The sequence below is a fragment of the Thermogemmatispora argillosa genome (assembly GCF_059696725.1).
Genome location: NZ_AP019377.1, coordinates 3,872,346 through 3,884,653, shown reverse-complemented (window position 1 = coordinate 3,884,653; position 12,308 = coordinate 3,872,346). Strand labels below are relative to the sequence as shown.

10 protein-coding genes, 1 tRNA gene and 1 riboswitch are annotated in these 12,308 nt (G+C 59.6%); of the genes, 5 read left to right on the top strand and 6 right to left on the bottom strand.

Features of this window, described 5'->3' with window-relative positions; translation table 11 throughout:
* Positions 1–98: 98 nt before the first annotated feature.
* The 3 genes from AC6H1L_RS15105 to AC6H1L_RS15095 all read right to left on the bottom strand — a co-directional run bounded on the left by AC6H1L_RS15105 (position 99) and on the right by AC6H1L_RS15095 (position 2,900).
* Positions 99–740 carry a hypothetical protein gene (locus AC6H1L_RS15105; RefSeq protein WP_497598313.1) on the bottom strand — a complete coding sequence of 214 codons (642 nt, stop codon included), beginning with the start codon at positions 738–740 and terminating at the stop codon, positions 99–101.
* 167 nt (positions 741–907) lie between these two features.
* Positions 908–1,438 carry a CHAD domain-containing protein gene (locus tag AC6H1L_RS15100; protein WP_497598312.1) on the bottom strand — a complete coding sequence of 177 codons (531 nt, stop codon included), beginning with the start codon at positions 1,436–1,438 and terminating at the stop codon, positions 908–910.
* Between the two features lie 4 nt (positions 1,439–1,442).
* Complete coding sequence (locus AC6H1L_RS15095) at positions 1,443–2,900, bottom strand: Ppx/GppA phosphatase family protein (RefSeq protein WP_497598311.1); 1,458 nt, start codon at positions 2,898–2,900, stop codon at positions 1,443–1,445.
* Positions 2,901–3,206: 306 nt separating this feature from the next.
* On the opposite strand from AC6H1L_RS15095, the gene AC6H1L_RS15090 reads away from it, so the two are divergent.
* A tRNA-Leu gene (locus AC6H1L_RS15090) sits at positions 3,207–3,291 on the top strand.
* 200 nt (positions 3,292–3,491) lie between these two features.
* On the opposite strand, the gene AC6H1L_RS15085 is transcribed toward AC6H1L_RS15090, so the two are convergent.
* Positions 3,492–4,106 (bottom strand): TetR family transcriptional regulator, encoded by a 615-nt coding sequence (locus AC6H1L_RS15085; RefSeq protein ID WP_497598310.1) that lies wholly within the window; start codon positions 4,104–4,106, stop codon positions 3,492–3,494.
* Positions 4,107–4,325: 219 nt separating this feature from the next.
* Here AC6H1L_RS15085 and AC6H1L_RS15080 point away from each other — a divergent pair, with 219 nt between their 5' ends.
* Complete coding sequence (locus AC6H1L_RS15080; RefSeq protein WP_497598309.1) at positions 4,326–5,093, top strand: SDR family NAD(P)-dependent oxidoreductase; 768 nt, start codon at positions 4,326–4,328, stop codon at positions 5,091–5,093.
* Between the two features lie 260 nt (positions 5,094–5,353).
* Positions 5,354–5,467, top strand: a riboswitch (TPP riboswitch).
* Positions 5,468–5,572: 105 nt separating this feature from the next.
* On the top strand, positions 5,573–6,865 hold the full coding sequence (gene thiC / locus AC6H1L_RS15075; RefSeq protein WP_497601555.1) for a phosphomethylpyrimidine synthase ThiC: 1,293 nt from the start codon (positions 5,573–5,575) through the stop codon (positions 6,863–6,865).
* Between the two features lie 137 nt (positions 6,866–7,002).
* Here the strand turns inward: thiC and AC6H1L_RS15070 are convergent, their stop codons facing one another.
* Both AC6H1L_RS15070 and AC6H1L_RS15065 read right to left on the bottom strand, forming a co-directional pair.
* Positions 7,003–9,378, bottom strand: a complete 2,376-nt coding sequence (locus AC6H1L_RS15070; RefSeq protein ID WP_497598308.1) for a phosphoketolase family protein — start codon at positions 9,376–9,378, stop codon at positions 7,003–7,005.
* Positions 9,379–10,049: 671 nt separating this feature from the next.
* Positions 10,050–11,003, bottom strand: coding sequence for an MBL fold metallo-hydrolase (locus AC6H1L_RS15065; RefSeq protein WP_497598307.1), 954 nt, complete (start codon positions 11,001–11,003; stop codon positions 10,050–10,052).
* A gap of 651 nt (positions 11,004–11,654) precedes the next feature.
* Here AC6H1L_RS15065 and AC6H1L_RS15060 point away from each other — a divergent pair.
* Positions 11,655–11,993 carry a zinc-ribbon domain containing protein gene (locus tag AC6H1L_RS15060; RefSeq protein WP_297161230.1) on the top strand — a complete coding sequence of 113 codons (339 nt, stop codon included), beginning with the start codon at positions 11,655–11,657 and terminating at the stop codon, positions 11,991–11,993.
* 11 nt (positions 11,994–12,004) lie between these two features.
* Positions 12,005–12,199, top strand: coding sequence for a 30S ribosomal protein S21 (gene rpsU, locus AC6H1L_RS15055; protein WP_497598306.1), 195 nt, complete (start codon positions 12,005–12,007; stop codon positions 12,197–12,199).
* Positions 12,200–12,308 lie beyond the last annotated feature (109 nt).

Sequence of the window (12,308 nt, the reverse complement as noted above, 5' to 3'; positions counted from 1 at the left end):
GTGAAGCATCAGCCCAGCCAGGGCTGACGGGGAAAGAAAGAAGCCAGAGGCGCAGCCAGCCGTCCAACCAGCCAGCCAGCGCTGTTCCTTTCCCTGCTCTACTCAGCCGCCGTGATCTGAAAACGCAACTTACGCTTAAAGACCTTCTCGAAGAGGTCAGCTTTCTCATGCGCCTGGTCAAGTTCTTCGTCGAGATCAGCCAGGGGCCGGGTCCAAAGCTGGATGGTCCAGCGCTCGCGGGTGCATTCCTCGGGAATGCTGGCTAGACGCAGGACGCGAGCATCATGGTTGTAGTCGAGGGCATCGGCTATACGCAGAAGGGCCGCGAGCATGGAGACGCGCCTGCGCGCTGTACGGCTCATGCTCGCGTATTCTTCGTGCGCAAGGCTGGGCAAGGCGCGCCGATGGTAGCGTGCAATACAGGCAATCTCATGGCGCTCCTCGTCCGAAAAGTCAGGGAGTGGCGTCTCCTTGATCAGGCGGAAGGAGTGTTTGTGATGGCGTCGCGCCTCCACGAGCATGCCTGTATTGTGTAAGAGGGCCGCACGCTCTAGTAGACGTTGGGCTTGAGCATCAAGATGGTGTAATGGCTCAGTGGCGACAAAGAGCTGTGTGGAGAGACGAGCCACATGCCGGGCATGGGGCCAGTCTTCTACCTGTAATCCTCCGCTGAGATGCAGCTCCTCGGGTGTGGGCTGAGGAAGCTGCCACCACTCTAATTGGTCCTCTATGGTATGCATTCGGTATACCCACCTTTATACGCCACGCTCTTTAACCATACCATGCCTGATAGCATAGTTTTAACCTGGCGTTTACTGTCCCTTTACCTGTTCTTATTGTACACCAGATTGACGAAGACTGCTGAGCTGCGATGTATAGAGCCGGCTGACGTAGAGCGCGCCTGGCCTCAGTCTCGCAGGAGGGCTTGCAGCTCTTGTCGCAAGCTGCGGGCTTCAAGGGTTTGCCAGTGTTGACGGAAGGCCTGGAAATGGGCATCGCGCTCTCTGCGGAGGCGCCTCAATAGCTGGCGCAGGCCCGCCTGCAGAGGAGAGGGAGGGCTCTGGAAGGCTTCCAGCAAGGATCGAGGGAGCAGAGCCTCTGCAGCCTCGGAGGGTGTGTCATGCTCGGTCAGGGCGGCTTCGATCAAGGTCACCAGTACATCATGATCGTGAAGCCTCCCCAGCTCTTCCTGGAGCTGCTCCAGCTCGGCTAGAACCGCCTGGCACGCCTCCGGCAGCACCGCCTGGAACAGCTCCAGCGTGTAGCGGAGTCGCTTGACGGCAATACGCAGATGGTGCTGACTGGCGGTGTCCTGCGGATCAGTCGCCGCCTGGCTCCAGTGATAGAGTTCCTCTAAGCGCTGTAGGGCAATCAAGCGGGCATTGCGCGTAGCAGGCGCACAGGGATCGAGATCTTTGACAGGTTGGGCTTTGGCCATCCCTTTAACACTCCTCTTCTACAACAAAGCAGGCTGCTAGCTGCGAACGCAGCGTTTCGGCGTCAAGCTCACGGAGATGCTCCTCCAGAACCGAGATTTGCTGGCTGCGCTGCTCTTCGAGCACGGCCAGCAGCCACAGAAGAGCCGGACGCTCGTCGGCGTTGGCGTCGCTTAATAGGGCGCGCAGGCCCAGGAGCATCACATCGCTGTCACGTACGGCGCCGAGAAGAGCGGCGGTTTTTTTGATCCGGCGATAGAGCTTCTTGAAAGCCGACGGTTCCAAATAGCCACGGTAGGCATCGAGAGCGGCCCGCAGGCGTCTAGAGGCTACTCGCATCTTATGAATAGCCTCTTCATCCGGCTCTTTCAGCAGCAGACGACGCCAGGAGAGCATCTTTTCGAGGCGCTCGGTGAGTAGACGACGCCCATAGGCAAGGAAGCTCTCTCCCTGAGTCTGCTCATCAGCTCGCCGCGCCTGACCCTGGTTGCCGATAGTACCTTGTTTCTCTATCTCGCTCAACCAGGCCGGACCATGGCGCTCATAGGCTAACAAGGCTCCTTCACGAATGCCGTGGGGACTGATCAATAGCTGGTCCAGCCCTAGACGCGCCAGTACGGCTCTCAGGATCAGGACCCCAGCAGGGAGAATGCGCGCCCGTTTATAGGGCTGCCCATAGCGCTCGGCGATTTCGCTGGCTGATAGGGCCGCAAGTAGCCCTTCACATTGGGCCAGCTCGTCAGCGCTCAGGGAACGCTGAGTCTGGGCCGCCGTTAAGCCGAAGGCGCGTTCAGCAAGCAACCAGAGAGAATTTGCGCTTCCCCCGGTGGCAACCAGCACAGGTGGATAGAAAGGGATGGCCAGATTGCGCAAATAATCCTGCAGGAAGGCGCGTGCGCCGGCCCGCTCTTGATGGGTCGGTGGATCAGAGGGCAGGTAGCGATCCAGTAACCAGCCCGAGCCAATGGGTAGTGAGATGCGCCAGGTGATCTGCCCGTCATGGGCAGTGACTAGCTCAGTGCTCCCTCCTCCAAGATCAACAACCCCGAGATCAAGCGGGGCATGACCGCCGCTATATAGCTCGTAAGTCGCGCCATAGAAGGTCAGAACAGCTTCCGCTTCACCGCTAATGAGGGCCACAGGTAAGCTTGTTTGCTGCTCAATGCGCTGGAGAAAGTTCTCCCGATTGCTGGCGCGGCGAATGGCTTCGGTGGCAATCAGGAGAATCGTTTCTGCCCCAAGGCGCCTGGCCAGCGCCACATAGTGGGCAATGACCAGCAGGGCTTGCTGTGTTTTCTCTTCTGAGATGGCGCCACTGACGTTGACACTTTCGCCGAGGCGGGTCAGATCAAGCTCGTCAGCGAGAATGTCTAGATGATCAGGCCAACAGCGCGCAACTACCAGGTGAATCGTGTTGCTGCCAATGTCGATGGCGGCCCGTACTGGCCGCGGCTCACTTCCCATATGTCGCTTTTCGCCTCTTCTGCAGAGCTGAGCTGCTGCTCTCGTGTTCCAATAGACTAGCCGCTGCTCATCACCAGGCGCGCCCATCAGGGATCGCGCTCATTCCTGCGGCTCGGTGGCCGCCTGCTTTGGTCTCATTATAGCATGTTGGCTCGCGGGCCAGAGAAGAGGCCGAGCAGGAAAGAAACCCTGGAAGTCGCTGGTAAAACCCCTTGACAGCGACTAGAAGTTGGAGTAATATAGGGTCACGGAACCGAAAGCCCTATCGCTCAGGTAGATGAGCACCGGGCCACTCGCAGCACACAGGCCGAAGTGGTGAAATTGGTAGACACGCAACGTTCAGGGCGTTGTGCCTCTTGAGGGCGTGTGGGTTCGAATCCCACCTTCGGCACCTCTTTCAGGCTGCCATACTTGAGATGGCTGAACGAGCCTTTTCAAGTATGGCAGCCTGCTTGCTTTTTTCTCTTCGAGAGAAAGAGCCTGGCAAGCTAGGCTCCTGGCTCCCTCACGGCATAGCTCCCCCCGCCAGCACCTGGCACAACAGGGTAAGGCCATGCGCGCTTATGCCGCATGCGGCAAGCTTGCAGTTGCTCACTCCAACATTTTCAGGTGGCTTTTGAGTAGCGTCTGCAGATCCGCTTGCGCCCCTCCATCAAGCCATTGCTCCAGGGTAACGCGCAGAGTAGCGATATGTGTCGCTACGAGCAGACGTAGCTGAGCACGGTCGAGAGTCTCTCCCCCGCGCTCTTGCAGCAGATCACAGAAGGCTGTCTCGGCTTCCAGGAGAGCATACAGATAGAACGCTGCCACCGAGGGAACCTGTCTGGCAATTTGGTAGCGGAGCAGAAAGCTGCGACGCTGCTGTTGATACAGATCGGCAATGTGGAGGAGGGCGCCCTGTAGAGCTGCGCGCGCCTCCCTGGCCTGGGCTACAGGCAGTGCGCGCAGGTAGGCAAGTCCAGCCTGCATGACAGCACGTGTCGGCCCTAGTAGCACTTCTTCCTTGGAGGGAAAGTAGCGGAAGAAGGTACGCGGCGAGATCATGACGGCTTCGGCGATGTCCTGAATCGCGGTCTGTTCGTAGCCGCGCTGACGGAAGAGGGTAAGGGCAGCCTGCTCGATGGCTTCCTGCAAAAGGCGTTTCTTGCGCTCGCGCAGGCCGGGCCGCGTGGCCTGGCTCTGCTCAGAAATGGTTGCGTCTCTCATTGGCTCTTTTCGTCCACTCATTGACTTTTGTCAGTTAGTGACATTATAATGCCAGCAAGCGGCGCTGACAACTGGCCCGCCCGTGCTCTGACGGCGCAGCTCCAGCAGTCAAGCGCCGCTTGGATTGACCGACGAGCAGGGAGGAACAACTCCGAGTTTCACAGTCTGTCTCTTCTTCTGACGACGTCCTTAGTTTAGCAGAGAAGGAGTAAGCAAGAGATGAAGCGCTTTGAGCAACAGGTCGCCGTAGTGACAGGAGCCGCGTCGGGCATCGGTCGCGCGCTGGTGCAGCGCCTCACCAATGAGGGTGCAGCCGTCGTAGCTGTCGACATCGTGGAGGAGCCGCTGCAGGCCTTGGTAACAGAGCTGCAGGGCCAGGGAGCCAGCATCTGTGCTTGCCGTGCTGATGTGGCCTCAGAGAGCGGGGTCGAGGCCATGCTGACAACGGCCACTTCGACGTATGGACGGCTTGATATCCTCTGCAACAATGCGGGCATTATGGATCTGATGACGCCCGCGGCTGAAGTCCCCCTAGAGTTGTGGGAGCGGGTGCTAGCGGTCAACCTCTACGGGCCTTTTTTAGCTTGCCGCCGGGCCATTCCAATTTTTCTAGAGCAGGGTGGAGGTACGATCGTCAATACGGCTTCGGAGGCTGGCCTGCGCGGCGGGGCCGCTGGCACTCCGTATACGGTCTCCAAGCACGGCCTGATCGGTCTGACCCGCAGCATCGCTTTCCACTACGGTGAGCGCGGTATCCGCTGCAATGCTGTTTGCCCGGGAGCCGTGGCTACGGCCATCGGCCTGGGACAGGGCGTTCCGCACCAGTCCGGTCTAGAGCGGGTAGGGGCTTTTATCCGCGCCAGCGCGCCTTCACGGGTGGCCTCTCCTGATGAGATTGCCGCAGCCATTGCTTTTCTGGCCTCGAAAGAAGCGAGCTATATCAATGGGGCTATCCTTCCTGTTGATGGCGGTTGGTTAGCGGCCTGAGTTGTTCCTCTCTAAGGACTGTTGGAGCATGGCAGACGCCGGGGACAGCCAGGCTTGGGCAGCTCTGTTTGTTCATTTGACTACGCTTGTTCCTCCTGGGCTATGGCGGTCTGAGGCATCCGTGGACGCTTATGCCTTGCTTCTGGCTCTTTTAGAGGGTGTGCTCAAGCGGCCAGAGACGCGGGCTGCTGGCCCTCAATGGCGACTTATCGGCAGGCTCGATATGGTATGATTCTCTCAGGAGAAGACTGAGCGCTTCTGATTGGACCTGGGGGAGCTCGGGCAACCGGGCTGAGAGGGCCCCTATGAGCGGGGCCGACCCCTCGAACCTGACCCGGGTAATACCGGCGGAGGGAAGGGTCCGTCTGGCTGCCCAACCCGCTGCCGGTTCCCCTTCAGGTCAGTTCTTGACAATGACCGGAGGTGGAACAGTGCCAACCCAGCTTGAGCAGGCCCGTCAGGGCCGGATTACTGAGGCGATGGCCTACGTGGCCCAAGTCGAAGGTCTCCCCGCTGAAGAGATCCGCGAAAAGGTAGCTACTGGTCGGGCCGTCATTCCCGCCAACCCCAACCATCGTACGCTCTCCCATTTCACTGCTATCGGTCAAGGTCTCCTGGTCAAGGTCAACGCCAACCTTGGTACTTCGTATGACTATGTCAATCTAGAAGAGGAGCGCCAAAAGCTTGCCTTGGCACAGCAGGCCGGCGCCGATGCTGTGATGGACCTCTCGACCGGTGGCGACATCCCCGCTATTCGTCAAACGTTGCTGGAGTCCTGTGCGGTCCCCCTGGGTACGGTGCCCATCTACGAGGCAGAGTTTCGGGCAGTGCGCGAGAAGGGTTCTTTTCTCAAGATGAGCGCTGATGAGCTGTTCGAGACGATCGAACAGCACGGGAAAGCCGGCGTCGATTTTATTACTGTGCACTGCGGCGTGACTCGCCAGACACTGGAGCATTATCGGCAAGCTTCGCGTGTGACGGGGATTGTTTCGCGCGGTGGAGGCCTGCTCGCTGCCTGGATGCTGGAGAATGGGGCTGAGAACCCGCTCTACGAGCACTTTGATCGGTTGTTGGAGATCGCCCGTCAGTATGATATGACCTTAAGCCTGGGGGATGGTCTGCGGCCTGGGTCGCTCGCAGATGATCTTGATGGGGCTCAGGTGGGCGAGTTGATCATTTTGGGAGAGCTGGTCGAGCGGGCCCGACGGGCCGGCGTGCAGGTGATGGTCGAGGGCCCGGGCCATGTGCCTCTCAGCGAGGTACAGACTAACGTTCAGCTTCAGAAGAAGCTTTGTCGCGGCGCGCCTTTCTACATCCTGGGCATGCTGCCCGTCGATACTGCTGCCGGCTTCGACCATATCGCTGGTGCGATCGGCGGGGCGCTGGCAGGAATGCACGGCGCCGATATGCTCTGCTATTTGACGCCGGCGGAGCATCTGGGACTGCCCAATCCGCGTCAGGTCTACGAGGGCGTGGTAGCCTTTAAGATCGCCGCCCACGCCGCCGATGTGGCCCGCGGGCATCCCCAGGCGCTGGCGCGCAACCGTCAGATGTCTGAGGCTCGCTATCGCCTCGACTGGGATACTCAATTCCAATTGGCGCTGTATCCCGAGGAGGCGCGGCGTATTTTCGCCGAGCGGGCTTCTAAGACACGGGCCTGCTCCATGTGTGGGCCGTTCTGCCCGATGAACCTCGTTGAGCATGTGCTGCGGCGCCAGCAGCGGAACGGCAGCGCCAGCCCGCTGGCAGCCGCGCAGCAGGCAGGTCTCTGAGCGCGAGGGAGAGCGGCCAGGCCTTCGCCTGAGTCGGCTTCTTTGAGGATCTACGTTCTGGGTGCACAGGGGTGGCGCGAGCGAGGAAGGCCACCTTACTGGTTTGGCTTCCTTGCGCCACTCCTGTTGTGTGAGTATTAATCGCGCCAGGTCCAGTCACGAACCTCGGGCATATCCTCTAGATGCTCGCGGATATAGGCATGGTGCTGACGAAGCAGCTCTTCACATTCGCGTACCAGGGGTGCTGTCAGGTGGCGCAGGCGCGGCACGTGCTCCATTGCCAGCAGGCAGAGATGGTAGCGGCTGACCTCGTTGAGGACAACCATATCAAAGGGGGTGGTTGTCGTCCCCTGCTCGTTGTAGCCCCGGACGTGGAAGCGGGCCGGATTAGGGCGCCCGTGCACAAGCTGGTGAACGGCGCGTTGATAGCCGTGGAAAGCGAAGATGACGGGCTTCTCTTCGGTAAAGTGAGCGATGAAGGTCGCCCGGTCAATGCCATGCGGATGCAGCTCGGGGGGATAGAGGGTCATTAGATCGACGATATTGACGACGCGCACTTTGATTTGAGGGAGCCGCCGGCGCAGCCACCAGGCAGCGGCCACGGTCTCCATCGTCATGACATCGCCAGCGCAGGCAAGCACAACGTCTGGCTCGCCATCCTCTTCGTTGCCAGCCCAGGACCAGATCGAGAGGCCGCGTCGGCAGTGTTCGATGGCTTCGGCCATGCTGAGATATTGCAGATGCGGCTGCTTGTCGACGACGATCAGATTGATGTAGTCGCGGCTGCGCAGGCAGTGATCGGCCACCGAGAGCAGACAGTTGGCATCGGGTGGCAGGTAGATGCGCGCAATGCTGCCGCGGCGCGAGAGCATGGTATCGATGAGGCCCGGGCCTTGATGGGAGAAGCCGTTATGGTCGTTGCGCCAGCAGGTTGAGGTCAAGAGGAGGTTGAGCGAAGCCACTGGGGCCCGCCAGGGGAGGGTACGTGCGCCTTCGAGCCATTTGGAGTATTGGATGATCATGGAGTCGGCGATCATGGCAAAGGCCTCGTAGGTGGCAAACAGGCCATGCCTGCCAGTCAGAAGGTAGCCTTCTAACCAGCCTTCGCAGAGATGCTCGCTGAGCACCTCCATAACGCGCCCATCCGGCGAAAGATGGTCATCGATGGGGGTGATGCGCTCCAAAAAGGTGCGGTTCTGGGCCGCAAAGATGTCGCCGAGACGATTAGAGTTGGTTTCATCGGGACAGAAGTAGCGAAAGTTGCGCTGCTCTGCATTTTCTTTGAAGATGTCGCGCAGCAAGGCACCGAGTGGACGAGTGTTACTGTAGTAGCTGGTGGCTGGCTTGATGACTTCAACGGCGTAGGAGCGAAAATCTGGCAGGCGTAGATCGACTAGCAGCTTACCGCCATTGGCGTGGGGATTGGCCCCCATGCGTCGCTCACCCTGGGGAGCCAGAGCCGCCAGCTCGGAGCGCAGGCGTCCTTGCTCATCAAACAGCTCCTCGGGGTGATAGCTGCGCATCCAGTCCTCAAGCAGCTTGAGATGGGCAGGATTGGTTCTTACCCCTTCCAGGGGGACTTGATGAGCGCGAAAGGTGCCTTCGATGGGGAGGCCGTCGACTTCTTTGGGGCCTGTCCAGCCTTTGGGGGTTCTGAGAACGATCAGCGGCCAGCGTGGGATACCGCTGAAGCCCTGAGTTCGCGCCTGCCGCTGATGGGCGCGGATCTCGTGATAGCAGCGGTCAAGGGTCTCTGCAAGAGCGCGATGGACAGCAAGCGGCTCGTGGCCTTCGACAAAGTAGACGTGGTAGCCGTGACCGCTAAAGAGTTGTTCGATCTGCTCGTCGCTGGTGCGCCCCAGGACCGTCGGTCCCGAGATTTTATACTCATTGAGGTGGAGAATGGGAAGGACAGCCCCGTCACGAACGGGATTGAGGAATTTGATGCTTTTCCAGGAGCCTTCGAGGGGGCCGGTCTCAGCCTCTCCATCACCGACGACGGCGGCGACAATTAGCTCGGGATTGTCGAAGGCGGCGCCGAAGGCATGGGCCAGGACATAGCCCAGCTCGCCCCCCTCATGAATGGAGCCGGGGATCGGAACGCCGACATGACTAGGTACGCCTCCCGGAGTCGAGAATTGACGGAAGAGACGGCGCAGTCCTTGTTCGTTCTGGCTGACCTCTGGGTAGATCTCTGAGTAGGTGCCCTCAAGGTAGACGTTCGCAATCACAGCGGGGCCACCATGTCCCGGCCCTGCCAGGAAGATCATATCGATGTCGTAGTCTTTAATGAGCCGATTGAGATGAACGTAGATAAGATTGAGGCCCGGTGAGGTTCCCCAGTGTCCCAGCAGCCGCGGTTTGATATGTTCGGGTCGCAGCGGCTCTCTGAGCAGGGGATTGTCCTGGAGATAGATCTGCCCCACAGTCAGGTAGTTGGCAGCACACCAGTACTTATGCATCAATTCTAGCTGCTGCTGGCTGAGTGTGCGCACACCGGCGGCAGTCGACATGTTTCCCTCCTCTGTTGGGTGCTTCAGTAAGCGACGACAACTGCAGAATTTTCTCTTTCTATCATTAACTAGCCTATCTTTTTGCTGCTGCTTTCTCGCCCGCGATGACAGTTAGCGGCGATCGGCGGCCGTCAAGAGCGTGGTTGGATAGTAGCGCTCTCTCCCGAGCATAGCCACTACAACTCACACGGCGATCACAGTCCACCTCATCAGTGCTCACAGGAGTGGCACGATTCTGAGCGCAGGGGGAAAAGAGCCATCAGCAGCCTGTCCTGTGACAGGTACGACTGGGACAGGCAAAAGGTGTCTCTGCTTTCTGTCAGGCCGGCAGGCCATGTTCTGGTCTCGGAAGGAGAGAGCCAGGCGGCGAAGGAGGGAGGGGATTGCCAGCGTGTTGGGTAGCAGGCAGCAGGTAGATCTGCTGATTAAGCCCCCTGGGTTAGCGTGGCCGCGCTGAAGAGCAGCAGCCGGCAGGGCCTGGCAAACAGCGGCGAGCTTTGGGAGCAATCAGCAGGCTCCAGAGCAGGACCGCAAGCAAGGCTAGCCCCAGAAGCAACCTGAGTGCCAGGCACTGGCTCGGCTGTACATTCCTCCGTAGGCAGGGTGAGGATCATGCCCCGTTCAGCAAGGAGGCACAGAGCCGGTGGAGCGGAGGCGCGACAATAGCGAGATCAGGTTAGATGCAGTGTGGTGCCAACACTGGTCTGGATGTAGGCCGCGGGCAAAGCACGCGCCAGTTCATGAGTGGCGCGCCAGCCGGTGCAATGGCCGGGGACGATGATACTGGGGCCAATTGTTTGCAGTTCGGCAATGGTGCGCGGAATGATCGGCTCGAAGACGGCTCCGCTCAGGTGGAGGCCTCCGACAAAGGCATAGATAGCCTCAATGCCGGTGAGCCGGCGAGCATGCTGTAGGATGTTGATGACCCCCGCATGGCTACAGCTAGAGAGCACTACCAGGCCGCGATTCTTGAGGTGACAGACGACTGCTTGATCATCCCAAACCCAGATGTCGGGTTCCCAGCCGTGGTCTGTGCGCGCTTGTTGCAGAGGAAAACCTTTTTCAAAATCGGTGACGCGTTCAACCTGGCCCGTAACCAGCACGGTTCCGTCGAGGAGCAGTGAGGGGCCGCGTTCTTCGATGATCGTGACGCCTTCGCGATCAAGGTCGGTGTGACTTGGCGGAGGCATGTGAATTTCGGTGCCGGTTGGGAAGACGATGCGCCGATAGCGCCAGGCATCGGGATGGAGGAGGAGAGGCAGACCGCGTTTGCCGAGGCGGCGAACGATGCCTTCTAGTCCTCCGTGATGGTCGGCATGGCCGTGTGAGAGCACAATGGCCCGCAGTTCGCTGGGGCGAACTTCCAGGACATCCATATTGTGGAGGAGCGTGTTACGCCCAAGTCCGGCGTCGTAGAGCAGAGAAGCGCGCTGCCCATTGCGTACGACTGTGAGCAGCAGGGCATAGCCGTGCTCAGCAATGAGCTGCTCGCGCTCGGTCCAGTCGATGGCCAGCGGAGCACGCTGAACCATCTCATTGCCAGGTAGGAGAACGTCGACGCTGTTGTCAACCAGGATGGTGATATCGAGGCTGTCAACGGGGGCCAAGGTGACGTGTTCGCCCATGAGGCCGCACTCCTTTCCATCAAGAGTGGCGCTTTGGCTTATCCAGCTAGTATTGTTGTTTACTCCACTTTCCTGCTTGATAGTTTGCTCACGCGCAGAGACGGGCAGGCATCGCTGTTTTCGCCGGATCAGCTTCCTGCTACCCATTAGCAGGCTCTGTAAACCGGAGGCAAGCTATTGTCAGCATACCGCAGGCAGACAGATGGCTGCAAGCGAGAGACGCGAAGAGATACGGCAATGGAAGGTGAAGGCCTCCCCCTGGCTTGGAGCGCTTGTCTTCGTCGACTGTGGTGGCTGGCTGGCGGGAACTGGTAGAGCGAGAGATAGACGGGCTGGGGGCTTGCTCTGCTAGACTTGACGGGGGACGGCAGGTGTGGTATGCTGCATATGGCACATGGAAGCGAAACTGTTAAAGCCGCTGCCCATGTTTGTGGGCGGCGGCTTTTTTTGGCGAGCTGTTCGCTCTCAGCGGTTCCGCGCCGACGCTGCCTCCCAGTTCCAGGCTCAGGTCGCACGTTTCCGCACCTATGGCCTTTTCGCCGTCTGGCGCTATGCAGATCAGCGTAATGCGCTCCAGGCGAGCCCCTTTGCATTGCATGGCACTTCTCTACCACGTACGGGCGGAGAAATGCACGTAAGGAGACTATCTAGATGATTAATCCTGGACAGGACCAGATCCTGATCTGTCGCGATTGCGGTCAGGAATTCACTTTTACTGTTGGAGAGCAAGAGTTTTTTGCCAGCCGTGGTTTGACCAATACGCCCAGCCGCTGCCCTAGCTGCCGGGCGGCTCGTAAGGCGAGCGGTGGGCGCCGTGGGCGTGGCTATGGGCGCGAGGAGCGCCAGATGTACACGGTGACCTGCGCCAGTTGTGGCAACGAGGCCCGTGTACCTTTCCTGCCTCGTGATGATCGCCCCGTCTATTGCAGCGATTGTTATCGTCCCCAGGAGTCGTACGGGCGCGGCCAGGGCCGCCGCGCGCGTTGGTAAGGCGGGCTGTCATGAGTGAAGTCCGCCTGAACCCCGATGAGTCCTTCGAGGTTGCCCTCAAGCGCTTTAATCGTAAGGTCCTGAATGCTGGCATCCTGGCTGAGGTGCGTCGCCGCAAGCACTATGAGAGCCGTAGCGACCGTCGCAAGCGTAAGGCTGCTGTGGCTCGCCGTCGCCGCCGCCGCCATAGCCGTTCACGCCGCTAATGCTCAGACACTTCTGGCCTACATAGGCTATTCTCCTTTCTCGCCCGCTTGACGTTAGTCATGCAAAGACTTCGCGGCGGGCGAGAAAGCGAGCCACAGTACGCGTGCA

Bases quoted from the DNA above. Each gene is read 5' to 3' on its own strand.
- AC6H1L_RS15105 (WP_497598313.1), bottom strand. From the start codon at position 740: ATGCATACCATAGAGGACCAATTAGAGTGGTGGCAGCTTCCTCAGCCC.
- AC6H1L_RS15100 (WP_497598312.1), bottom strand. From the start codon at position 1,438: ATGGCCAAAGCCCAACCTGTCAAAGATCTCGATCCCTGTGCGCCTGCT.
- AC6H1L_RS15095 (WP_497598311.1), bottom strand. From the start codon at position 2,900: ATGGGAAGTGAGCCGCGGCCAGTACGGGCCGCCATCGACATTGGCAGC.
- AC6H1L_RS15085 (WP_497598310.1), bottom strand. From the start codon at position 4,106: ATGAGAGACGCAACCATTTCTGAGCAGAGCCAGGCCACGCGGCCCGGC.
- AC6H1L_RS15080 (WP_497598309.1), top strand. From the start codon at position 4,326: ATGAAGCGCTTTGAGCAACAGGTCGCCGTAGTGACAGGAGCCGCGTCG.
- thiC (WP_497601555.1), top strand. From the start codon at position 5,573: ATGGCCTACGTGGCCCAAGTCGAAGGTCTCCCCGCTGAAGAGATCCGC.
- AC6H1L_RS15070 (WP_497598308.1), bottom strand. From the start codon at position 9,378: ATGTCGACTGCCGCCGGTGTGCGCACACTCAGCCAGCAGCAGCTAGAA.
- AC6H1L_RS15065 (WP_497598307.1), bottom strand. From the start codon at position 11,003: ATGGGCGAACACGTCACCTTGGCCCCCGTTGACAGCCTCGATATCACC.
- AC6H1L_RS15060 (WP_297161230.1), top strand. From the start codon at position 11,655: ATGATTAATCCTGGACAGGACCAGATCCTGATCTGTCGCGATTGCGGT.
- rpsU (WP_497598306.1), top strand. From the start codon at position 12,005: ATGAGTGAAGTCCGCCTGAACCCCGATGAGTCCTTCGAGGTTGCCCTC.